Raw genomic sequence first — 20,600 nt, 5'->3', positions numbered from 1 at the left:
GCCGCGGTGACGCCGGCCTCCGGTTCGGAGGCCGGCGTTCGCGCTGCCCGAGGGCGCGCAGGCCCGGCGCGCGACTCACCCGAACCGGGCGAGGTTGACCGCCCACCCGGCGGGGACCCGTCCTCGGACGTCGGAGGCCGCGGATCGCGGGAGGAGTCGCCCGGATGGACACGACCACGAAGTTCTTCGAGGACCTGGACCGGCGAGGGTTCGAGCCGCTGCTGGCCAAGACCTCGGGAACTCTCCGGTTCGACCTGCACGAGGGACCGCAGACCACACACTGGCTGCTGGAGATCGACCGGGGCAACCTCCGGGTCCGCCAGGAGGACCAGGAGGCCGACACGGTGGTGGGGACCGAGCCCCGGCTCTTCGGTGAGCTGGTCAGCGGCGAGGAGAACGCCATCGCGGCGCTGTTGCGCGGGGACATGACCGTCTCCGGCGACCTGCGCCTGGTGTTGCAGCTCGAACGGATCTTTCCCGGTCCGCCGGAGTCCCGGGGGCCGCACCACTCGTTCCAGAGGAGGGCTGCCTGATGGCTGCGAACAACACCATCCGGATCCTCGACGGCAACACCTTCGTGGTCTCCGAGGACACCGGCGACATCGAGGCCACGCCGAGCGAGCCGACCGGCCTCTTCTCGATCGACACGCGGTTCCTGTCCAAGTGGGTGCTGACCGTCAACGGCGAGCGCCTCAACGCGCTCTCCTACGACGACCTCCAGTACTACGAGGCCCGGTTCTTCCTGGTGCCGGGGATGGCCACGCACTACATCGACGCCAAGTTGTCGATCATCCGGGAGCGGGCGGTGGGCGGCAGCTTCCGGGAGACGCTGACCATCCTCAACCATGACGAGAAGGCGGTCGACCTGGAGATCCGGATGGAGGCGGGCGCCGACTTCGCCGACCTGTTCCAGGTCAAGGACGAGATCCTGAACAAGAAGGGCGAGACCTACGCCGAGGCCGAGGCGGACCGGCTGCGGCTCGGCTACCGGCGGGGCAACTTCCGCCGCGAAACGGTCATCGCCGCCTCCCGGCCGGCCCGCTACGACCGCAACGGGTTCGCCTGGAGCATCCACCTCGAACCCAACGAGCAGTGGGACACCGCCATCGACGTGCAGACCCACGCGGTCGGGCCGGGCGGGCGGGACCTGCGGATGGGGCTGCGCGCGCACGGCACCGAGCGGCTGGCCCTCCAGCACGACCTGGAGCGGTGGGTCGCCAAGGCGCCGAAGGTCAACACGGAGCACGAGCAGTTGGCCTCGACGTACCGGCGCAGCCTCATCGACCTGGCCGCGCTGCGGTTCTCGCCGCTCTCCCTCGGCGGCCAGACCCTGCCGGCCGCCGGCCTGCCCTGGTTCATGACCATGTTCGGCCGGGACAGCATCTTCACCTGCCTCCAGGTGCTGCCGTTCGCGCCGGAGATGTCGAAGACCACGCTGCGCATCCTGGGCGCGTTGCAGGGCACCCGGTTCGACGACTTCCGCGACGAGGACCCGGGCCGGATCCTGCACGAGATGCGCTACGGCGAGACCGCCGCCTTCGAGGAACAGCCGCACTCGCCGTACTACGGGTCGGTGGACGCGACCCCGCTGTTCATCGTGCTGCTTGACGAGTACGAGAAGTGGAGCGGCGACGTCGCGCTGGTCAAGGAGCTGGAACGCGAGTGCCGGGCCGCCCTGAAGTGGGTCGACGACTACGCCGACCTGGTCGGCAACGGCTACATCTGGTACGAGCGGCGCAACACCGACACCGGCCTGGAGAACCAGTGCTGGAAGGACTCCTGGGACTCCCTCTCCTACTCCGACGGGACGCTGCCGCCCTTCCCGCGGGCCACCTGCGAGGTGCAGGGGTACGCGTACGACGCGAAGATGCGGGCCGCCCGGCTGGCCCGGGAGTTCTGGGACGACCCGGCGTACGCCGAGCAGTTGGAGCGTGAGGCGGCGCAGCTGAAGGAGCGGTTCAACCGGGACTGGTGGGTGGACGACGGCGGCTACTACGCCCTGGGGCTGGACCCGAACGGCCGGCAGTGCGACGTGCTCAGCTCCAACATCGGCCACCTGCTGTGGAGCGGCATCGTGGACGAGGACCGGGCGGCGCAGGTCGCCGCGCACCTGGTCGGCCCACGGCTCTTCTCCGGCTGGGGGGTGCGCACCCTGGCCGAGGGCGAGGTCCGCTACAACCCGATCGGCTACCACAACGGCACGATCTGGCCGTTCGACAACTCCTTCATCGCCTGGGGGCTGCGTCGGTACGGCTTCGCCGAGGAGGCCGCCACCATCGCCAACGGCATCCTGGACGCGGCGCGGTACTTCGACGGGCGGCTGCCGGAGGCGTTCGGCGGCTACCAGCGGGAGCTGACCAAGTTCCCGGTGGAGTATCCGACGGCGTGCAGCCCGCAGGCCTGGTCGACGGGGACCCCGCTGCTGCTGATCCGGACCATGCTGGGGCTGGAACCGCACGAGGGGCACCTCGCGGTGGACCCGCGGCTGCCGGTCGGCATGGGGCGGATCGAGGTGCTGGACATCCCGGGCCGGTGGGGCCGGGTGGACGCCTTCGCCCGGGGCCGGATCGACCTGCACAACCTGGTCGACTGACCGGCACCGGAACCGGCGCCGCCGAGCCCGCGGGACCGGCGGCGCCGCCGGGCGTTCAGTGCCCGGGCAGCAGCGTGTCGCCGTGCGCCTCGCCCTGGGGGAGCAGGCAGAACTCGTTGCCCTCCGGGTCGGCCAGCACGGTCCACCGGGGCAGCTCGCGGACCACCGTCGCGCCCGCCTCCAGCACGGCGGCCCGCTCCTCGGCGTCGCCGACCAGGTCCAGGTGGATCCGGCCGGGACCGGGCAGGTCGTCGACGGGGCTGATCCACACGTCCGGGCGGTGGCCGGCGGGGTCGCGCAGCAGCACCGACTCGCCCGGCTCCAGCGACCGGTCGGCGAGCTTCGCCCGGTCCTGGTCGACCACCGGCAGCCCCGTCACCGTGCTCCAGAACGGGGCGAGCAGGTAGGGGTCCCGGCAGTGGATGACGATCGCCGTGAGGTCGGGCATGCCCTGCACCGTAGTCGGCTCAGGCCGGCGGGAGGACGGTGTCCAGGAACGTGGCGGTGACCGCCTGGATGTCGGGGCGGGCCAGGTCGAGCGCGTGCCCGCCGTGGGTGAGCCAGAGGTGCGCCGGGTGGCCGGCGGCGAGCAGCCGGCCGGCCAGGCCGACCGACTGGGCGGCCGGAACCGCGGCGTCGTCGCGGCCGTGCACCAGCAGCACCGGGAGGCCCGAACCCAGGTGGCTGGCGACGGTCGCGTCGACCGTCGCCGGGTCGTCCGCGGCGGGCGGGTGGCCGAGCAGGTCGACCCAGGGGTCGTCGTGGCGGCGCAGCCGCCGCCACTGCGGGTCCAGCGGGTCGACCGGCGCCCAGTACGCCAGCACCGCCCGGACGTCGCCGGGCCGGTCCACCCCGCGCAAGCCCAGGTGCAGGGCCAGCATGGCGCCGGCCGAGTCGCCGCCGACCAGCAGCGGCAGCCCGCCCGCCGCGGCCCGGGCGGCCCGCGCCGCGGCGCGTACGTCGTCCAGCTGGGCCGGCCAGCTGGCCTCGGCCGCGAAGCGGTAGGTCGCGGGCACCACCCGCAGCCCGAGCGGGGCGAGGGCGGTCCCGTCCTCCTCGGAGCGGGCCCGCCATCCGCCGCCGTGGATCCAGAGCAGTACGGCGCGATCGGTCATCCGGCCATGCTGGCCGCTCGGGTACCCCGCCCGCCACCGGATCTGCCGACGGCAGAGCCGGGTTTCCGACGGCGCTCCTCGCCCCTACGGTCCCGTAACCTACTCGGGGTAAAGTTGGTGGATGCCGGAACTCGTGTACCCGCCCGTGATCCTCGCCGCCAAGACGATGTTCCGCGCCCTCGACCTGCGCCTACGCGTGGAGGGCAGCCACCACGTGCCGCGCACCGGCGGGGCGGTGCTGGCCTCCAACCACGTCAGCTACCTCGACTTCATCTTCTGCGGCTACGGCGCGCACGAGTCCCGCCGCCTGGTCCGGTTCATGGCCAAGGACGCCGTCTTCCGGCACAAGGTCTCCGGCCCGCTGATGCGCGGCATGAAGCACATCCCCGTGAACCGGGCCGCCGGCGCCGGCTCGTACGCCTCCGCGGTGGCCGCCCTGCGCCGCGGCGAGGTGGTCGGCGTCTTTCCGGAGGCGACGATCAGCCGCTCGCTCACCGTCAAGGAGCTCAAGAACGGCGCGGCCCGGATGGCCCAGGAGGCGGCCGTGCCGCTGCTGCCGGTCGCGCTCTGGGGCACCCAGCGGCTGTGGACCAAGGGCCGGCCGCGCACGCTGACCCGCCGGCACACCCCGATCACCATCCTGATCGGCGAGCCCATCGAGCCGGCCGCGTACCCGGACGGCAACGCCCTGACCGCCGAGCTGCGCACCCGCCTCACGGCGCTGGTCGACCGGGCCCAGCGGGAGTATCCGGACCAGCCCGCCGGCCCGGACGACGCCTGGTGGCAGCCGGCCCACCTGGGCGGCTCCGCGCCCACCCCGCAGCAGGCCGCCGAGCTGGACCGCCCGGGCCGCCGCACCACCGCCTCCTGATCGCCGCGCCGCGACCTGGAGCCGTCGGTCGTGGCCGGATCGTTCCGCATCCGGGCATGATGGTGTCTGCCGGCCGGGCGCCCGCCCGGCCAGGATCGAGCCCATGAGCAGAGCAGCACTCGTCGTCATCGACGTCCAGGAGTCCTTCCGGCAGCGCCCGATCTGGGCCCACGCCTCCCAGCCGGACATCGTCGACCAGGTGAACCGCCTGGTCGACGCGGCCCGCCGCCGGGGTGACCTCGTGGTCTGGGTCCTGCACGCCGAGCCGGGCACCGGTGGCGTGTTCGACCCGGCGCTCGGCCACGTCCGGCTCATCGACGGCCTCACACCGGCGGCCGGGGAGCCGACGCTGGTCAAGACCTCGCACAACGCCTTCACCACCACCAACCTCCAGCAGCTGCTCACCCTCGCCGGGATCCGCGAGGTGGCGGTCTGCGGCATCCGCACCGAGCAGTGCGTGGAGACCACCGCCCGGGTCGGCTGCGACCTCGGGTACGAGATGACCTTCGTGACCGACGCGACCGTCACCTTCCCCACCCCGCACCGGGACCTGCCGGCCGACGCCCCGCTGGAGCGGATCCTGGCCGACCCGCGCACCCTGTCCGCCGCCGAGATGACCGCCCGCACCGAGTACGCGCTGGCCGGCCGGTTCGCCACCGTGCGCACCGTCGCCGAGATGACCCCGCTCCCGGTCGGCGCCTGATCCATGGCCCGGGTCGCGTTCCTCCTGGTCCCGCAGCTGCACCTGCTGGACCTCGCCGGGCCGGCCCAGGTCTTCTCCACCGCCGCCGACCTCGGGTACGACTACCGCCTGCACTACGTCGCCGCCACGCCCGAGGTGCCGACCGTGCAGGGGGTGTCGCTGCGGGCCACCCTCGACTGGCCCGCGCTGGACCGCGACGACCTGGTGGTCGTACCCGGGTGGCGGTTGTCGGCGCACGGCCCGGCGGGGCCGGTCGGGCCGGACGAGCTGCGGCGGCTGGCCGACCACCACGCGGCCGGCGGCACCGTGGCGAGCGTCTGCGCGGGCGCCTTCGCGCTCGCCCGGGCCGGCCTGCTCGACGGGCGGCGCTGCACCACCCACCACGACGTGCAGGACGAGCTGGCGAGGCGGCACCCGGCGGCCCGGGTGGTCCGCGACGTGCTCTACGTGGTCGACGACCGGGTGGTCAGCTCGGCCGGCATCGCCAGCGGCATCGACGTGGCGCTGCACCTGATCGCCACCCGGCACGGCCCGGCGGTGGCCGCCCGGATCGCCCGCACCCTCGTCGTGTACGCCCGCCGCAACGGCCACGAGCAGCAGACCAGCGCCATGATGCGCTACCGGTCGCACCTGTCCGACGCCGTGCACCGGGCGCAGGACCTGATCGACGGGCACTACGCCGAGCCGCTGCCGCTGGCCGAGCTGGCCGCCGCCTGCGGCGTCGCCGAACGCACCCTGAGCCGGCTGTTCCGGCAGGCCACCGGGCTGACCCCGCTCGCCTACCAGCAGCTGCTGCGAGTGGAACGCGCCGAGCACCTGATCGGACACGGCGCCACGGTGGAGGCCGCCGCCCGCGCCGTCGGCTTCACCGACGCCCGGATGCTGCGCCGGCTGCGCGCCCGGGGCCGCCCCGACCCGGCCACGCTGCGGCTGGCCGGCTGACCCCCCGGGTCAGCAGGCGGAGCCGGGGCGGTCCCGCGCCGGGACGTCCTGGCGGGGCCAGGCCGTCGGCTCGGCCGGACGGTAGTAGTCGTCGCGGGACAGGAACTCGACCGGCAACGAACCCGGCAGGGTCACCGACCCCAGGGCCGGGCCGGGGGACGGGTTCATCCGGGCCGTCAGGGCGGCCCGCTCCGGCGGGGAGAGGTCCACCAACTCGGGGCGGCGCAGCCGGAACGCGGCCACCGAGCGGCGTACCTGCCGGGCCAGCGCGGCGACCAGGGCGACCGGGCCGGTGAGCGCCAGCGCCGGCTGCCGGATGGTGCGCAGCGCGTCGCAGACCACCCGCAGCTCGCCGGTGCCGTCCGAGCCCTCGGCCAGCTCCAACCGGGACGGCCACTGCCAGCGGATCTGGCCGCTGACCAGGCGGGACAGCCGGACCGGACGCCGGTGCCGGGCGTCCGTCCGGCCGTCCCGCCCGGAGACCAGGGACAGCTCGGAGCCGGTGCAGACGTACGCCAGCCGCCGGTCCGTCACGGTGACCGTCGCCGGCGTGGGCAGCGCCCAGGACCGGACGTCGTCGGTGGGGCCGAGCAGGTGACCGGCCACCAGCAGCCGGTGCTGCCCGAGCAGTTGCTCGCCCGGCTCCGGGAGCAGCGCGTATCGCCGGTCGAGCACGGGACGGGTGGGATCGTCATCCGCGTCGAAGCGGTGCGGCCCGATGAAGAACGGTGCGGCATCCTCCGACACGGTCACGACCTCCCGATGGCGGTTGGCGATACGTCGAGCCTGGCCGACGCGGGTGCGGCTGTCATGACACCCGTTAGGGGGTCGGCCGGTCGGCGGACGCCTGTGACCGGTAGATGCCGATATCTTCCGGCCGGACGAGGCCGTCCTCGATCGCCCGGGCGAGGAGCGCCGCCTTCGTGGCGGCCGGCCGCCCGGCCCGGGTGTACTTGATCCGCGCCCGGTCCACGTACTGCTTCACGGTGTGCTCGCTGATGCGCATCCGGCGCGCCACCGACGCCTTCGACATCGACTGGAACCACAGCAGCAGGGCCTCGCGCTCCTTGTCCGACAGGGCCGGCCGGTCCGGCCGGGGGTCGCCCACGAGCGCCCCGGCCAGCGCCGGCGGCACGTACGGGCGGTCGCACGCGGCGGCGAGCACGGTGGCCACGCAGTGCTCCCGCCCCTCGTGCTTGGCGAGGAACGCCACGGCCCCGGCGTCCAGCGCGGCCAGCATGGTCTCCGGGTCGGTGTGCTCGGAGTAGACCACCACCCGGCGGCCGGCCGCGCTCAGCTCGGCCAGCTTGTCCAGCACCATCCGCCCGTGCAGCCGCAGGTCCAGCAGGACCACCTCGGCGTCGGGGGCCGCCCGCAGCACCACGTCCGGGTCGTCCCCGGTGGCCAGTACGCGCAGCCGCGGCTCGCCGGCCAGCCAGGCGCGTACCCCGTCGATCACGACCGGATGGTCGTCCACGATCGCCACGCCGACCGGCTGCCCGCCCGTCACGTCCTCCGCCACCGGGTCTGCGTCCATCTGATCTCCCCGTCCCGCTCGTGCAGGTGCTCCACCGGCCCGTCCCCGCCCCCGCCCGGCGGGCCGGTCGCGTCCGGCCCCTCGTGATCGGGGGTGACCAGGCCGACCACCACCTCGTCCGGGCCGGCCACCACGGTCAGCCGGGCCCAGCCCCGGGCGTCGGCGAGCGCCGCGGTCGGCGGGTCGACCAGCCGCCGGCGTACCTCGACCGGCAGCTCGGGCGGCGCCCCGACGGCGACCAGCTCGATCGGCAGGCCGTTCCGTTCCGCCAGGTCGGCGGCGGCGCGCAGCTCGTGCAGGAGCGGATCCGGCACGTCGTCCGACTCGGCGATCAGCCGGCGCAGCCGGGCCGCCGCCAGTACGGCGCGGCGGCGTACCGCCGGGTCGGCCGGGTCGGCGTCGCCGGTCGCGAGGGCGGCCAGCACCTCCTCGGCGGTGCCGCTGACCAGAGCGAGCCGCGCCTGCCGCTCCCGCCGCGCCCGCTCCGCGGCGTCGCGCTCCGCCGCCACGGCCAGGGCCGCCGCCGCGGTGCCGGCCCGTTCCCGGGCCAGCGCGGCGATCGCCGCCGCCCCGGCGAAGACCGCCACCGGCAGCGACGAGGTGCCGTAGACGTACATGGCGTAGCGGCTGAGGTCGGCCGGGGTCGTGACGCCGTGCAGGGCCACCGCGACCAGGGCGATCGTCGCGTGCGCGCCGAGCAGCGCGAGCAGCCAGCCCAGCGGCCGCCGCCAGAGCACCAGCAGGAAGAACCAGGCCAGCCCGCCCCACACCCAGTTGGCCGTGGTGAACAGCTGCCGCTCGCCGGCCGCCGCGAAGACCGTCCCGTCGACCACGAGCAGCGCCGCCGCCAGCGGCCGGGCGGGCGGCAGCCCGCCGCGCAGCAGACGTACGCCGGCCGCGCCGCCGATCGCCGCGGTCACCAGCCAGCCGGCGGCGACCACCGGTGGGGCGGCCAGCCGGGACCAGGAGCCGAGCAGCACCGGCAGCCCGACCGCCAGGTGCCAGGCCAGCGCGATGATCACCGCGACGATCCGGGCGCCCCGGTCCGAGGCGTCGGCCACCGCGTGGGCCGCGGCCTCGGCCACCCCGGGATCGGCGCGCTCCGGTGCCCGTTGGCGCACGGCCGGCCGGGCCGCCGTTCCGGCCGCGACCGCCCCCGACTCAGTGGACACCCGACCACTCCAGCCGGATCCGGGTGCCGGCGCCAGGGGCGGAGGTCACGTCTGCGCGGCCGCCCACCGTGGCCATCCGGCCGTGGATCGACTCGCGCAGGCCGTACCGGTGGGCCGGGACCGTGGCCGGGTCGAAGCCGGGGCCGTCGTCGGCCACCTCGACCACCACGGCGCCGGCGTCCCGGGCCAGGCAGAGCGTGGCGGTGGCGCCCGGCGCGTGCCGGGCCACGTTGGCCAGCGCGGCGGCGGCGCTGTCGGCGAGCGCCGCGGCGACAGCCGCGGGCACCCGGCACGGCGCGAGCGTCGCGGTCACGGCCAGTTCGGGCAGCCGGGCCAGGACCGCCCGCAGCCGCTCGTCCAGGGCCACCGCGCCGGCCGCCGGCGCCGAGCGCGCGTCGGCCAGGGCGGTGAGGGTACGCAGGTCGGCCGCGCACCGCTCGCGCAGCGCGGCCGACGGGCCGGACACCGCGCCGAGCCCGACCATGGTGAGCGTGGCGAGGACGGTGTCGTGCAGGTCGCGGTTCTGCCGCCGCTCGGCCTCCCGGGCGGCCCGCCCCGCCACCGCCTCGTGGGACAGGCGCTGGTAGTCCCCGAAGGCGGCGTCGGCATGCTCGATCCGGCGGCGCATCACCGCCGTCATCATCGCCGTGCAGCCGGTCTGCACCAGCAGCGTCCCGGCGTGCGCCCGCGCCTCCACCGGGTTGCCGGCCAGGGTGGCTCCGGCCGCGTAGCCGGCGGCGACCAGCAGCCCGGCCGGGACCGACCAGCGGGCCGGCGCGGTGGCCTGCGCGTTGATCACGGTGGTGCTGGCGAGCACCGCGACCCAGCTGCCCTCGCCGGGCAGCACCTCGGGCGCCACCAGCCAGGGGATCGCCAGCCCGGTGGCGGTGGTCAGCGCCACGTCGCCGGCCACCAGCGCGCCCGTGATCCCGTGCCGGAACGCGCGGACGGCGTACCAGACGGACCAGGCGGTGAGCGCGACGACCGCGGGGACCAGCAGGGCCACCCGGACGGGCGGGGTGCGCACCGCCAGCGCGACGACCGCGGCGACCAGGCCGCAGGTGAGCCGGAGCAGCGCCGGCAGGGTGGTGAAGATCAGGGTGAACGCGCCGCCCGCCGGCCGGTCCAGCGGGGACGGCGGCAGTGTCGTGGCGGCAACGACCGGCATCGGGGGAGGTGTCCTTCCGGCAGCGACCCGGTCGGGTCCGCACGGCCTAGATCGACGCCGGAGAATAGCATGTTCGCAGGCAACTGGTCACCCTCGGTACGCGGCGCGTCGCTATCCGATCCGGCCCGGGGTCGGGCGGGCCGTGCGGGCAGGCACCCGAGGTCACTTCCGGCCCGAAGCCTCCAGCGCGGCGTCGTTGAATTCCTGGATCTGCGCGCTGGTGGCGTCGGTGCGCCAGATCAGCCCCCACAGCAGCGGCGGAGCGTCGTCGATGGGCACGTACGTCACGTCCGGACGGACGTAGTAGCGCCGGACCTGCTCGCCGACGGGAACGACGCCCTGCCCGGCGCCGACCCGGGTCAGCAGCTCGTTGAACGTTCGTCCGGCCGGTCCCCGCGTGATCGGCCGGCCCGCCGGCGTGTGGCTGGGCGTGCGGTCGTCGCGATAGGCGTCGGGCACATCGGCGAACTGAAGGACGACGGCGTCGGCCAGATCCTCGACGCAGACGGATGTGCGACGGGCGAAGGGGTGCTGAGCCGGTACGGCGAGCAGCCGGGCCTCGCTGATGAGGACCGGGCCGGTCGTCAACTCCCGGTCGTGGACCGGGATCGAGGCGAAGGCCAGGTCCACCTCGCGGCCGTGCAACCACGGCAGCACGTCCACGATCTGCGCCTCCTGGATCCGCACGGTGCAGCCGGGCATCCGGCGCTGGAACACCGCTGTCGCGCTGGTCAGCAGTTGACCGGCGGCAGCGCCGACGTACGCCACCCGCACCGTGCCCGTGATGCCGTGCGCCGCCGCCATCGCCTCCTCGACCGCGGCCGTGACGCTCGCCCAGGCGGGCCGGAGCTGCTCCTGCAGCCGGCGGCCCACCGCCGACAGCTCGACCCGGCGGCTGGTGCGGTGGAACAGCGGCGCGCCCACCTGCCGCTCCAGCTTCCGGATGACCTGGCTGACCCGCGTGCCGGACACGCGCAGGCGGGCGGCGGTACGGGCGAAGTGCAGCTCCTCGGCGAGGGTCAGGAAGGTCTCCAACTCGTGCCGTTCCAGCATCGTCACCCCCGACCAGATTCCGAAGCTGAGCTTCATGATGCCTGCGCAGCTCGGCGTTGATCATGCCCGTGCCGCGGCGAAGAGTTGACCCCGCAGACCGCACCGGACCGGTGCGGAGCCTGATCCTCTCAGCCGCGCCCCCGAACTCCACAGGAGAGCATCGATGTCCACCGCGTACGTCGTCGTCACCGTCCTGGCCGCCGCCTGGGTGGCGTTCTCGGCCCTGTCCGTCTTCATCCGTGCCAGGTGGGTGGTGGAGCCGCTGGCAAGCTACGGCGTGCCCCGCTCGTGGTGGCCGTGGCTGGGAGCCGCCAAGGCCGCCGGGGCGGCGGGCCTGCTCGCCGGCCTGATCGTGCCGGCCATCGGCGTGGCGGCCGGGATCGGTCTCGTTCTCTACTTCACGGGTGCCGTCGTCACCGTGATCCGGGCCCGCTCGTTCTCGCACATTCCGTTCCCGCTGCTGTACCTGGCGCCGGTGGTCGGTGCCATGGCGCTCGGTTTCGCCGCCTGATCCCCGGATCCGCGGTCCCGGCCGCGTCCGCTCAAGCACCGGCGACGGCGAGCAGGTGCGAGCTGGCCCCGAGCACCGCCGGGTCGCGTTCGAACGCCTCGGCGCAGGCCACCGCGTCGGCGAAGAGCCGCTCGGCCGGGCCGGTGCCGAGCGCGTTCAGCACCGGCCAGAGCGGACCCTCCACCCCGTACAGCGCGGGCGCCGGCAGGCCGGCCGCGACGAACTCGTCCACCAGCTGCTCCGGGCGGTGGAAGTAGGCCGTGGTGAACCCGGTCCGCGGGTCGTTCACCCCGGTGGCGTACGCCTCGCGCAGCAGCGGGCGGTTGTGCTCGTCCACCAGCCCCTGCGCGGTCAGGTCGATGAGCGCCGCGTTGCGGCTGATCACCGCGGCGACCACCGGACCGCCGGGCTGGGTCAGCCGGGCCGCCTCGCGCAGCGCGGCCACCCGGTCGGCCCGGTCGGTCAGGTGGTAGAGCGGGCCGAGCAGCAGGGTCGCGTCGGCCGAGCCGTCGGGCAATGGCAGGTCCCGGGCGTCGCCCACTGTCGCGGTGATCCCCGGGTGTGCCGCCCGGGCCGCCGCCACGTGCGCCGGCACCAGGTCGACCAGGTGCACACGGTGCCCGGCCGCGGCGAGCCAGCCCGCGTACGCGCCGGGGCCGCCGCCGATGTCCAGCACCTCGGCCGGCGGGGCGGGCAGCAGCCGGGCGAGCAGATCCCGGGTCCGGCGCGCCTCCAGCCGTCCCTGCGGCGACCGGTCCAGCCGGTCCGCCTCGGTGAAGACCTCGGTGTAGTAGCGCCGGATGTCCGGCTCGGCGGGTCGATGCTGCGGCATCCGTCGATGGTGGACGCCTCGCCCCGGCCCGTCACCCGGTTTACGGTGCGGGCCGCTGGCGCGGCGCTTCTACCCTGCGGCCATGACGTACCAGCCGGCCATGGTGCCGCCCAGGAAGTCGAACACCACCCGGGTGGTGCTCACCGTCGTCGGTGTGGTGCTCGCGCTCTGCTGCGTGGGCGGCGTCGTCGGCGGCTTCGCCATCTACCGCGCCGCGCAGGAGGTCACCGGCCCCGCCCGGACCACCGTGGACACCTTCGCCGGCGCGCTCGTCGCCCGCGACTACCCGACGGCGTACGGCCAGCTCTGCGGGCGGGTGCGCGACCGGGTCAGCCAGGAGGACTTCGTCCGGCAGCAGTCCGCCCAGCCGCTGACCGGCTACCAGATCGTCGGGTTGAACGTCACGAACACCAACGGACGGGTCCGCGGGTCGGCGGAGGTCCGCTTCACCCCGCAGAGCGGCACCACCGTGACGCAGGCGTTCGTCCTGGTCAAGGAGGACGGTGGGTGGCGGATCTGCGAGTGACACCGGCGCCGTCCCGGCGTGCGCGGCTGGCCTAACCTCGCTGCCATGTCGAGCAGCAGAGGCGGTCGCCGCCGGTCGCAGGATCTGGTCGCGCGGGCACGCCAGGAGATGACGGCCGGATCGGAGCGCGCGGACGCCACCACCGCGGCGGACCCGGATCCGGTACGCGGCGCCGAGCCGGTTCCGCCGCGCGCCGGCGCTGCCCGGTCCGCTCCTCTGGCGCTGCTCGTGCCCGTCGGCATCGTCGCCCTCGTGGCGCTGCGCGTCGTGTTCGGCGACGAACTGCGGGCCCGGATCGACGAGAGCGCCTGCGCCTGGACCGGCTGCACCGGCACCGGCATGGCCGTCGTCGGCTGGCTGCTGATCACCCTCCCGGTGCTGTGGGCGGTGGTGGCCGTCGTGCTGTGGTCGCGGCTCAGCGCGCCGGCCCGGGGCGCCGCCGTGCTGCTCGGGCTGGCCTTCCTGCTGGTGGCCTGGGTGCACGTGCCCGGCCGGCGCTCCGCCCTGTACCTCCTCCTCGACGGTCCGGCCGCCGGGGCGACGGCCACCGGGATCCGCTGGGGCGGCGTGGGCGCCGGGCTGGCCGTGGTCGGCGTCTTCGTCGTGACCGCCCGGGCGGAGGCCCGGCGGCGGTCGGCCCCCGGGCGTGCCGTGGCGGCCCTCATCGCGGCGGCACTGCTCAGCACCCTCGCCGTGGCGGTGGCCCGGGCCGAGGCGGCGCCGGTGACGGTGGCCGAGGCGATGCCGGAGCGGACGTTCCGGGCGGCGGGGGACACCCTGCGCCGGACCAGCGGGAAGGACCTGCGCGGCTGCGCCGGCGTGCTCGCGGGCGACGTGCTGGACGGCTGCGTACGGACGATCCGGGTCAGCTACACCACCGACGACAGCGACGCGGTCGTCCACCTCGCGGCGGTGCTCTTTCCCGGCGAGCGGGCGGCCCGGGACCGGCGCGGCCGGCTCCCGCGCGGCGCCGCCCAGCTCGGGACGCCGGGCGGCGAGACCATCACGGTGAACTCCACGACCGGGAACTGGGTGCTGCTCGGCAGCGTCGGGCACGCCGACGGGCGGAGCATCGCCGAGGCCGACCGGGGCTACCTGCTCTGGGCGGCGAAGCAGGTGGCGTACCGGTTCATCGGGCGTCAGGTGGGCCTGCTGGTCGCCCCCTCGGCCGCGGACGGTATCGGCCCGCGTACGCCCTGACCGGCCCGCACGGTCACGGTCCGTCGGGGTCGCGGCCCCCTGCGGTAACGGTGTGACATCCCGCCGGGGACGAGCGCTGAGGGGCACGGAACGAAGGCACGGAACTCGTGACCAGCGCGTCCGTGGTGTAGCCGGCCGGTCACCGGGCGGCACCGCCCGAGGCGTCGGCGGTCGGCCACCCCCAGGCCGGCGCCGGGTCACCCGTGCCCGGGTCCCGCGTCCCGGCGTGCGCGCCGGGAAGCGCGCTGTCCGGAGGCACGCCGAGCGGCACGTCCGTGTCCACACCCCCCACAACGGAGCCGTACCGATGTCACAGTTCGTCCTCGCGAAACTGCTCACCCTCAAGGCCGGCGCGGCGGTCCTCGCCGTCACCGCGGGCGGTGGGGTCGCCTACGCCGCCGCCACCGGCACCCTGCCCGGTCCGCTCGCCGACCGGACCGCGAAGCCGGCGGCGCACGCCACCCACACGCCCTCCGCGACCGACGGCAACGGCAAGGGCCCGGCCGACGCCAAGGGCAGCCCGTCGCCGAACCTGGTCGGCCTCTGCCGGGCGTACCGGGCGGGCGCGGGCGACAACGCGGGCAAGGCGCTGGAGAGCCCGGCGTTCCGGGCGCTGGTCACCACCGCCGGCGACAAGGAGAAGGTGGCGGCGTACTGCGACACGTTGCTCGCCGCCGAGAAGAGCCGGCCGGCGCGACCGACCGTCACACCCAGCCACCCGGCGGGCCGGCCGGACAGCCGGCCGACGGTCACCGGGACCGAGCGTCCCGGCGGCCACAAGCCCACCGCGCGGCCCACCCACTGACCTCCGGCGCCGGGCGGGTCACTTCACCCCCCCACCCGCCCGGCGCCGGTACCGCGGCTCGCCCGGACGACCTTCCCCCCCCGGTCCTCCAATGCGAGGTCGCGAACCCGCGCCCGATCCGGCGCGGCGAGGCGGCGGCCGGATCCCCCCGGCCGCCGCCTCACCCACCTCCACCTACCGAAAGGCCGCCTGGTCGGCGTGCCCGCGCAGCCACTCCAACGCGGACCCGGCGTGGCGCAGCACCGAGATGTGCCCGTCCTCCGGGTAGCGGCGCAGCTCGGCGGCGGGGCAGCGACCCGCCAGCCACCCGGCGTGGGCCACCGGCGCGATCCCGTCCCGCCCGCCGTGCAGCAGAAGCACCGGCGGCGTCACCCGGGCGGGGTCGAAGCCCCACGGGTGCACGTACGCCAGGTCGTCGTCGATCAGCCCGCCCGGACCGCCCCGGACCGCCGGGCCCACCACACTGTCGAACCAGGACCACTCGCCGTGCAGCGCCGCCAGGTCGGCCGGGGTGAACTCCGGGTCGTACTCGGCGCCCGAGGTCGCGTGCGCCTCCTTGGCCGCCCGTCCCGCGACGGCCGCCCGCAACGAGGCCACCCCGGCCGGCACCATGCCGGCGAACCAGTCCAGCCCGGCCGCGCCGTACGGGGCCAGGCCGGCGCCGACCACCACCGCGACCACCCGGTCGGGCAGGAGCGCGCCGCAGGCCAGGGCGTGCGGACCGCCACCGGAGTGGCCGATCACCGCGAACCGGTCGAGGCCCAGCGCGTCGGCCACCGCCGCGACGTCGGCGGCGACGGAGGCGATGTCGCGCCCCGGCAGCGGAGTCGAACCGCCGTAGCCGGGGCGGTCGTGGGAGACCCAGCGGAGGCCGAGCCGGTCGGCCGCGGCGAACAGCGGCGCGGGCGGCGCGCCGATGTTCGGCGTGCCGTGGTGCCAGAAGACGGCGAGCCGGTCCCGCCCGCCGGTGTCGTAGACGTGCAGGGTGCGGCCGTCGGCCAGGCGGAGGTCCGTCTCGGTCACCATGGGCGGAGAGTACGTCGGCCCCGCGCCGGCCGCCGACCGGCCGGAACCGCCCAGGCGCCGATACGGTCGGGGTGTGACCGAGTCCGCCCACCTGACCGAGACCCGGGCCGCGTACGACACCGTCGCCGCCGACTACGCCGCGCTGGTCCGCGCCAAACTGCCCGAGCTGCCGCTGGACCGGGCGGTGCTCGGCGCCTTCGCCGAACTGGCCCGCGCCGCCGGCGGGCCGGTGGCCGACCTCGGGTGCGGCCCCGGCCACGTCACCGCCCACCTGGCGACCCTGGGCGTCGACGCGTTCGGCATCGACCTGTCGCCACGGATGGTCGCACTGGCCCGGCGGGCGTACCCGGAACTGCGCTTCGAGGTCGGCTCGATGAGCGCGCTGGACCTGCCCGACGGTCGGCTCGGCGGGGTGCTCAGCTGGTGGTCCATCGTGCACACGCCGCGCGAGCTGCTGCCCCGGGTGTTCGCCGAGTTCCACCGGGTGCTCGCCCCCGGCGGCCACGCGCTGCTCGGCTTCCACGGCGGCGACGACGAGCACGTCCGGCGCGACCGGGCCTACGGCCACCCGGTGCCGCTCGACGTGCACTTCGCCCGGCCGGAGGGGATCGCCGCGCTGCTCGCGGCGGCGGGTCTCCCGGTGACCGCGACCATGTGGCAGGCACCGGGCGAGGGGCAGCGACGCCCGGCGGCGTACCTGTTCGCCCGCAAGCACTGACTGTGTCCCACGTCACAAACTCTGTCCGGCCGGGCTGTCGAATCGGTTGTTCCCCGGCCGTCGGCAGGGTGGAAGCCGGCGCGGGGCCGGTCCCGGAAAAGGAGGCACCACCATGCGACTCACCATCACCACGTTCCTGACCCTGGACGGCGTCATGCAGGCCCCTGGCGGCCAGGAGGAGGACCGCACCGGCGGCTTCGACCTGGGCGGCTGGCTGCCGCCGCACTTCGACGAGACGGTCGGCGGATGGATGGGCGAGACCTTCGAGCGGGCCGAGGCCCTGCTGCTCGGCCGCCGCACCTACGACATCATGGCCGCCTACTGGCCGCACGTGACCGACCCCGCCCAGGGCGGCCCGGACAACCCGCTCAACCGGCTACCGAAGTACGTCGCCACCACCCGCGACGACGAGCTGACCTGGTCGGGCTCGCGCCGTCTCGACGGCGACCTGGCCGCCGCGATCACCGAACTCAAGAACCGCCCCGGCGGCGAACTCCAGGTGCACGGCAGCGGCGCGCTCGCCCGCTGGCTGATGCGGGAGGGGCTCATCGACACGTACCAGCTGCTGGTCTTCCCGGTGGTGCTGGGACGCGGACAGCGGCTCTTCGCCGACGGCGTGCCCCCGGCGGGCCTGCGGCTCACCGGCACCCGCACCTCCGGCACCGGGGTGACCATGCTGACCTACGACAGCACGGGCGCGCCGAGCTTCGGCAACGTCTGACGGTCACCGTTCGGGGAGCGGGCCCGCCAACGCCCGTAGAGTCGGCGGGTGGAACGCGAGGAACTGATCGCTCTGCTCGCCGAGGAGAACCCGGTCACGACGGCCTGCCGTGAAGCCCTCGCCCGGGGAGCCGCTTTCCGTATCTGGGATGGCGCCTTCGGCTCGGTCCCCGCGAACAACCTCGCAGCCACCTACGGGGTGCGGCAGGCGCACACGAGGGAGCGGGGCATCCCGACGCTCGGTTTCGCCGAGGCCGTCGAGACGCTCCGCGCGCTCGGCGAACAGCACGTGCGGCTCGGCGGGGTGACGCAGCTGGACCCTCCCTACTACTTCCAACTCTTCCTGACGGCCGACGCGGCGTCAGTCCTCGCGTGCATCGGAGTGGATCAACGCCATCAACAGCGACGGACCTGATCTCCTCCTCCGGCGGTTGCGTGGGTCACCACCAGGTCGGGCTGCCACGGGTTCGCGGGGGCACCGGGGACGGATCGTGGCGGCTACGCTGTGCCGCACCGTGAAAAGGGGTGGTCGGTGCGGCACAGGCTGCGGCAGGTCGCGATGCTGCTGCTCGGCGCGCTGCTGCTGGGCGCGGCCGGGCTGAGCGCCGGCTCCTGGTACGGCGGCCGCGGTGCCGTGTCGCTCAGCGACGACCGGGCTCGGAAGGTGGCGGCGGAGCTGCTCCCCGAGACCGAGCCGGTCGGCGGCGTGTTCGTGCGCGGCTACCGGTACGGCGTCTTCCTGGCTGCTGACGACTTCGGTTCCGCTCACGCGGAATTCCACTACGGCTACCGTCCTGACTGCACGCTCTCCGACCAGCTACGGCGCAACGCCGCGTCGCGGGGCTGGGAGGACCTCCATCGCGTGCCGGGCGAGCCGTGCGACGGCTGGCGAGCCCAGGCGGACGGTCTGCTGGTCACGCTCACCCACCGTGCGACCGGGTCGGCGCTACGGGTCGCACCGGCCGCGCCGGACAGACTCCTCGCCGTGACGCTCGTCGGCGGCCTCGTCGGTGCCGCCGGCGGTGCGGCGCTGTTCTGGCTGGTGACGCGGCGACGTCCGCCCGTACCCCGGCTGGTGCGCGTGCTTGCGGTGGTCGCCCTGCTCCCAGGTGCCGTCCTCACCTGGTCGGACCTGTTGACCGACGGGCTCGCCGAGCCGGTGTGGCCCATCTGGCGGTCACTGGCTCCCCTGGGGGTGCCGCTGACTTTGGTGCTTCTGCTGGCGGCCTGGATCGTGCTCACCAGGCGACCGAACCCGACCGGACCCGCCACCGAGACGACGGCCGCCGTGCCGGGAACAAGCGCCTAGGAGCTGACCGCAGCGTGGAGAGTGGAGCACCGGGGGATGGGGCCCTCAGGGGAGGGCGGGTTGCCTGGGGGTGATGGCTGGTGAGTGTCCTGGGCGAATTCGTCCGGCTCGATCCCGAGTTGCTGGAGGAGATTCGCGCCCATCCCCAAGCCGCGTATGTCCGCCTGTCAGGCTGGCAGGAGGTGGCCCGGCTGGACCTGGGTCGGGCCTGGAAGCGGCTCGGCGCCCTCATGGACGCCGCGCACTTCCCGATCAACCCCATCAACACCGGATCGTTCTATCCCGACGAGCGGACGTCCTGGGGTGCCCAACTCGACTCCCGGTCCCTGACGGCCGAGGAGGTCACACGGGCGGCGGCGCACCTCAGCCGGACCCCGTTCGACGTCCTCAAACCCCACTTACGACAGGTGCTGGAAGAGGAGGACGGCATCCTGGTCAACCTCGACCCGGCCTCCCCCCGTTACCTGGAGCCGCTCTCGCCTAAGGAAGCCGCGCAGGTGCGCATACCGGATGAACGGGTGCGGGACATCGAGCTCAACCTCGCCGAGGGCTACGAGGCACTGGTGGCCTTCTTCGACACCGCCGCCAAGAACGGCCAGTGCACGGTCTTCTGGGCAGCATGAACCCAACGATCCGATCGCGGTCAGGCTCGTGCCTGCTCCTGGCTCGCGAAGCAGCAGCTCCTGGCTGAATTGGCTTTACCCGAGCGGTGGTGAGCGACTCGCCCGGGAGCGGCAGAACGTTGACCTGGGGTGACGTGGTGCGCCCGGCAGGATTCGAACCTGCGGCCTTGGGATTAGAAGTCCCCTGCTCTATCCGCTGAGCTACGGGCGCGCGTCGACGGTGTCGCGCCAAGAGGGTACCGCCGACCCCGGGCTGGCCGGGGGAACGGGTGGGCGCGGCCACGTCGCCGCCCAGCGTCCCACGGCCCGGCTCCCGCGGGCACCCCGGATATCCGGGTCACGGGCCGCCGGCCCCGGACCGGTCCGTACCCTCGGCAACGTGCTGCTCGACCCGGAAACCGAGAACGAAATCGCCTACGAGCTGTGCCAGTTGCTCGGCCGCGCCATCCTGCCCGTGCACGGGTCCGACGGGCCGGGTGCGCCGGCCGGGACCTTCGGCACCGCCTTCTTCTACAGCGAGCTGATCGGCGCGACCGACGACGGGGAGGTGGTGCACGAGTGGCTGCTCACGGCCGCCGCGACCACCCGGGCGCCGTACGGGGAGATCGGGCTGCGGCCGAGCGTCACCGAGCCGGCGGACGCGGCCGCGGAGCCGGTGGAGCTGCCCGACTTCGCGGACCGGTGGCTGGACCTGCCGGAGATCGGCCTGGCCGCCATGCCCACCGGCGGGCTGCACGGGTACGCCGAGGACCGGGGCTGGACCTGGCGTACCCAGCAGGTGACCGACGCGATGGCTGCGCCGGCCGACGCGGTAGCCCGGGTCGGCGCGGAGCCCCGCTCGGCGTTCGTGCTGGCGCTCGGGGTCGGCGACGACGGGTCGCGGCCGCTGGAGGCGGTGATCGAGCGGGTGGCGTGCGACGGCGACGAGGTGCGGGTCACCACCGAACTGCCGGCCGGGTACGCGGGCGCGCCGGTGTTCGGCGTCGAGGCCGGCCCGGACGGCGAGATGGCGCTGCACTGCCTGGGGCTCCTGCTGCCGGCCACCTCCGGCGGGCATCCGGTCGCGACGTTCGACCGGATCCGGTCGGCCCTCGCGGCGGCGACCGCCGGTTACCGCTGACCCGTCCGGCTCAGCCCTCGGCGGTCGCGCCGGCCGTCTCGTCGGCCGGCCGCCGC

General features: G+C 75.0%; 24 protein-coding genes and 1 tRNA gene. 15 read left to right on the top strand and 10 right to left on the bottom strand.

The window, feature by feature from the left end:
- The first annotated feature begins 164 nt into the window (after nt 1-164).
- Together IEY96_RS28225 and IEY96_RS28220 are read left to right on the top strand one after the other, a co-directional pair.
- Complete coding sequence (locus tag IEY96_RS28225) at nt 165-533, top strand: SCP2 sterol-binding domain-containing protein (RefSeq protein ID WP_189197834.1); 369 nt, start codon at nt 165-167, stop codon at nt 531-533.
- Nucleotides 533-2,593 (top strand): amylo-alpha-1,6-glucosidase, encoded by a 2,061-nt coding sequence (locus IEY96_RS28220; protein ID WP_189197833.1) that lies wholly within the window; start codon nt 533-535, stop codon nt 2,591-2,593. Before IEY96_RS28225 ends, IEY96_RS28220 begins: the two co-directional genes overlap by 1 nt.
- Before the next feature lie 55 nt (nt 2,594-2,648).
- On the opposite strand, the gene IEY96_RS28215 is transcribed toward IEY96_RS28220, so the two are convergent.
- Both IEY96_RS28215 and IEY96_RS28210 read right to left on the bottom strand, forming a co-directional pair.
- Nucleotides 2,649-3,041, bottom strand: coding sequence for a VOC family protein (locus IEY96_RS28215; protein WP_189197832.1), 393 nt, complete (start codon nt 3,039-3,041; stop codon nt 2,649-2,651).
- Nucleotides 3,042-3,060: 19 nt separating this feature from the next.
- Nucleotides 3,061-3,708 (bottom strand): alpha/beta hydrolase, encoded by a 648-nt coding sequence (locus tag IEY96_RS28210; protein WP_189197831.1) that lies wholly within the window; start codon nt 3,706-3,708, stop codon nt 3,061-3,063.
- A 121-nt stretch (nt 3,709-3,829) separates the two neighbouring features.
- On the opposite strand from IEY96_RS28210, the gene IEY96_RS28205 reads away from it, so the two are divergent.
- The 3 genes from IEY96_RS28205 (at nt 3,830) to IEY96_RS28195 (ending at nt 6,224) form a co-directional block, all read left to right on the top strand.
- Nucleotides 3,830-4,579: a lysophospholipid acyltransferase family protein gene (locus IEY96_RS28205; RefSeq protein WP_189197830.1), complete on the top strand. Its 750-nt coding sequence runs from the start codon at nt 3,830-3,832 to the stop codon at nt 4,577-4,579.
- A 103-nt stretch (nt 4,580-4,682) separates the two neighbouring features.
- The gene (locus IEY96_RS28200) at nt 4,683-5,282 is read left to right on the top strand and encodes an isochorismatase family protein (RefSeq protein WP_189197829.1); all 600 of its coding nucleotides are present in this window, start codon (nt 4,683-4,685) and stop codon (nt 5,280-5,282) included.
- A 3-nt stretch (nt 5,283-5,285) separates the two neighbouring features.
- A complete protein-coding gene (locus IEY96_RS28195) occupies nt 5,286-6,224 on the top strand; it encodes a GlxA family transcriptional regulator (protein WP_189197828.1) in 939 nt (312 codons plus the stop codon).
- Between the two features lie 9 nt (nt 6,225-6,233).
- Here IEY96_RS28195 and IEY96_RS28190 read toward each other — a convergent pair whose 3' ends face one another.
- The 5 genes from IEY96_RS28190 to IEY96_RS28170 form a co-directional block, all read right to left on the bottom strand.
- Nucleotides 6,234-6,971, bottom strand: a complete 738-nt coding sequence (locus IEY96_RS28190) for a hypothetical protein (protein WP_189197827.1) — start codon at nt 6,969-6,971, stop codon at nt 6,234-6,236.
- 73 nt (nt 6,972-7,044) lie between these two features.
- Nucleotides 7,045-7,761 (bottom strand): response regulator, encoded by a 717-nt coding sequence (locus tag IEY96_RS28185; RefSeq protein ID WP_189197826.1) that lies wholly within the window; start codon nt 7,759-7,761, stop codon nt 7,045-7,047.
- A complete protein-coding gene (locus IEY96_RS28180; RefSeq protein WP_189197922.1) occupies nt 7,731-8,882 on the bottom strand; it encodes a hypothetical protein in 1,152 nt (383 codons plus the stop codon). The genes IEY96_RS28185 and IEY96_RS28180 overlap by 31 nt, the downstream gene beginning before the upstream one ends.
- 40 nt (nt 8,883-8,922) lie before the next feature.
- Nucleotides 8,923-10,101 (bottom strand): sensor histidine kinase, encoded by a 1,179-nt coding sequence (locus tag IEY96_RS28175; protein ID WP_189197825.1) that lies wholly within the window; start codon nt 10,099-10,101, stop codon nt 8,923-8,925.
- A 162-nt stretch (nt 10,102-10,263) separates the two neighbouring features.
- Nucleotides 10,264-11,190 carry a LysR family transcriptional regulator gene (locus IEY96_RS28170; protein WP_229791946.1) on the bottom strand — a complete coding sequence of 309 codons (927 nt, stop codon included), beginning with the start codon at nt 11,188-11,190 and terminating at the stop codon, nt 10,264-10,266.
- 127 nt (nt 11,191-11,317) lie between these two features.
- Between IEY96_RS28170 and IEY96_RS28165 the strand changes: the two genes are divergently transcribed.
- A complete protein-coding gene (locus IEY96_RS28165; protein ID WP_189197824.1) occupies nt 11,318-11,665 on the top strand; it encodes a DoxX family protein in 348 nt (115 codons plus the stop codon).
- A gap of 31 nt (nt 11,666-11,696) precedes the next feature.
- Here IEY96_RS28165 and IEY96_RS28160 read toward each other — a convergent pair whose 3' ends face one another.
- Complete coding sequence (locus IEY96_RS28160; RefSeq protein ID WP_189197823.1) at nt 11,697-12,497, bottom strand: class I SAM-dependent methyltransferase; 801 nt, start codon at nt 12,495-12,497, stop codon at nt 11,697-11,699.
- Nucleotides 12,498-12,579: 82 nt separating this feature from the next.
- Here IEY96_RS28160 and IEY96_RS28155 point away from each other — a divergent pair, with 82 nt between their 5' ends.
- From IEY96_RS28155 to IEY96_RS28145, 3 genes are all read left to right on the top strand, one after another.
- Entirely contained in the window at nt 12,580-13,023 is a 444-nt protein-coding gene (locus tag IEY96_RS28155) for an Rv0361 family membrane protein (protein WP_189197822.1), read from the top strand.
- A 45-nt stretch (nt 13,024-13,068) separates the two neighbouring features.
- The gene (locus tag IEY96_RS28150; RefSeq protein ID WP_189197821.1) at nt 13,069-14,223 is read left to right on the top strand and encodes a hypothetical protein; all 1,155 of its coding nucleotides are present in this window, start codon (nt 13,069-13,071) and stop codon (nt 14,221-14,223) included.
- A 307-nt stretch (nt 14,224-14,530) separates the two neighbouring features.
- On the top strand, nt 14,531-15,028 hold the full coding sequence (locus IEY96_RS28145; protein WP_189197820.1) for a hypothetical protein: 498 nt from the start codon (nt 14,531-14,533) through the stop codon (nt 15,026-15,028).
- A gap of 174 nt (nt 15,029-15,202) precedes the next feature.
- Here the strand turns inward: IEY96_RS28145 and IEY96_RS28140 are convergent, their stop codons facing one another.
- Nucleotides 15,203-16,054: an alpha/beta fold hydrolase gene (locus IEY96_RS28140; RefSeq protein ID WP_189197819.1), complete on the bottom strand. Its 852-nt coding sequence runs from the start codon at nt 16,052-16,054 to the stop codon at nt 15,203-15,205.
- Nucleotides 16,055-16,127: 73 nt separating this feature from the next.
- Here IEY96_RS28140 and IEY96_RS28135 point away from each other — a divergent pair, with 73 nt between their 5' ends.
- The 5 genes from IEY96_RS28135 to IEY96_RS28115 all read left to right on the top strand — a co-directional run bounded on the left by IEY96_RS28135 (nt 16,128) and on the right by IEY96_RS28115 (nt 19,424).
- Entirely contained in the window at nt 16,128-16,772 is a 645-nt protein-coding gene (locus IEY96_RS28135; RefSeq protein ID WP_189197818.1) for a class I SAM-dependent methyltransferase, read from the top strand.
- 112 nt (nt 16,773-16,884) lie between these two features.
- On the top strand, nt 16,885-17,493 hold the full coding sequence (locus tag IEY96_RS28130) for a dihydrofolate reductase family protein (RefSeq protein WP_189197817.1): 609 nt from the start codon (nt 16,885-16,887) through the stop codon (nt 17,491-17,493).
- A gap of 48 nt (nt 17,494-17,541) precedes the next feature.
- Nucleotides 17,542-17,907 carry a hypothetical protein gene (locus IEY96_RS28125; protein ID WP_189197816.1) on the top strand — a complete coding sequence of 122 codons (366 nt, stop codon included), beginning with the start codon at nt 17,542-17,544 and terminating at the stop codon, nt 17,905-17,907.
- A gap of 117 nt (nt 17,908-18,024) precedes the next feature.
- Nucleotides 18,025-18,801: a hypothetical protein gene (locus tag IEY96_RS28120; RefSeq protein ID WP_229791945.1), complete on the top strand. Its 777-nt coding sequence runs from the start codon at nt 18,025-18,027 to the stop codon at nt 18,799-18,801.
- An 80-nt stretch (nt 18,802-18,881) separates the two neighbouring features.
- A complete protein-coding gene (locus IEY96_RS28115; RefSeq protein ID WP_189197815.1) occupies nt 18,882-19,424 on the top strand; it encodes a DUF1877 family protein in 543 nt (180 codons plus the stop codon).
- Between the two features lie 135 nt (nt 19,425-19,559).
- Here the strand turns inward: IEY96_RS28115 and IEY96_RS28110 are convergent.
- Nucleotides 19,560-19,635 (bottom strand) — tRNA-Arg (locus tag IEY96_RS28110).
- Between the two features lie 168 nt (nt 19,636-19,803).
- On the opposite strand from IEY96_RS28110, the gene IEY96_RS28105 reads away from it, so the two are divergent.
- Nucleotides 19,804-20,544, top strand: a complete 741-nt coding sequence (locus IEY96_RS28105) for a hypothetical protein (protein WP_189197814.1) — start codon at nt 19,804-19,806, stop codon at nt 20,542-20,544.
- Nucleotides 20,545-20,600 lie beyond the last annotated feature (56 nt).

This window comes from Micromonospora fulviviridis (genome assembly GCF_014648395.1).
In the GTDB taxonomy this organism is placed as follows: domain Bacteria; phylum Actinomycetota; class Actinomycetes; order Mycobacteriales; family Micromonosporaceae; genus Micromonospora; species Micromonospora fulviviridis.
Note: the sequence above shows the minus strand (reverse complement) of the source record. Positions and strands in the feature narration are given on the sequence as shown.

Coding starts and splice junctions, on each gene's coding strand:
- IEY96_RS28220 (WP_189197833.1), top strand. CDS start 533: ATGGCTGCGAACAACACCATCCGGATCCTCGACGGCAACACCTTCGTG.
- IEY96_RS28175 (WP_189197825.1), bottom strand. CDS start 10,101: ATGCCGGTCGTTGCCGCCACGACACTGCCGCCGTCCCCGCTGGACCGG.
- IEY96_RS28150 (WP_189197821.1), top strand. CDS start 13,069: ATGTCGAGCAGCAGAGGCGGTCGCCGCCGGTCGCAGGATCTGGTCGCG.
- IEY96_RS28200 (WP_189197829.1), top strand. CDS start 4,683: ATGAGCAGAGCAGCACTCGTCGTCATCGACGTCCAGGAGTCCTTCCGG.
- IEY96_RS28170 (WP_229791946.1), bottom strand. CDS start 11,190: ATGAAGCTCAGCTTCGGAATCTGGTCGGGGGTGACGATGCTGGAACGG.
- IEY96_RS28130 (WP_189197817.1), top strand. CDS start 16,885: ATGCGACTCACCATCACCACGTTCCTGACCCTGGACGGCGTCATGCAG.
- IEY96_RS28225 (WP_189197834.1), top strand. CDS start 165: ATGGACACGACCACGAAGTTCTTCGAGGACCTGGACCGGCGAGGGTTC.
- IEY96_RS28145 (WP_189197820.1), top strand. CDS start 14,531: ATGTCACAGTTCGTCCTCGCGAAACTGCTCACCCTCAAGGCCGGCGCG.
- IEY96_RS28155 (WP_189197822.1), top strand. CDS start 12,580: ATGACGTACCAGCCGGCCATGGTGCCGCCCAGGAAGTCGAACACCACC.
- IEY96_RS28140 (WP_189197819.1), bottom strand. CDS start 16,054: ATGGTGACCGAGACGGACCTCCGCCTGGCCGACGGCCGCACCCTGCAC.
- IEY96_RS28165 (WP_189197824.1), top strand. CDS start 11,318: ATGTCCACCGCGTACGTCGTCGTCACCGTCCTGGCCGCCGCCTGGGTG.
- IEY96_RS28185 (WP_189197826.1), bottom strand. CDS start 7,761: ATGGACGCAGACCCGGTGGCGGAGGACGTGACGGGCGGGCAGCCGGTC.
- IEY96_RS28205 (WP_189197830.1), top strand. CDS start 3,830: ATGCCGGAACTCGTGTACCCGCCCGTGATCCTCGCCGCCAAGACGATG.
- IEY96_RS28160 (WP_189197823.1), bottom strand. CDS start 12,497: ATGCCGCAGCATCGACCCGCCGAGCCGGACATCCGGCGCTACTACACC.
- IEY96_RS28210 (WP_189197831.1), bottom strand. CDS start 3,708: ATGACCGATCGCGCCGTACTGCTCTGGATCCACGGCGGCGGATGGCGG.
- IEY96_RS28215 (WP_189197832.1), bottom strand. CDS start 3,041: ATGCCCGACCTCACGGCGATCGTCATCCACTGCCGGGACCCCTACCTG.
- IEY96_RS28195 (WP_189197828.1), top strand. CDS start 5,286: ATGGCCCGGGTCGCGTTCCTCCTGGTCCCGCAGCTGCACCTGCTGGAC.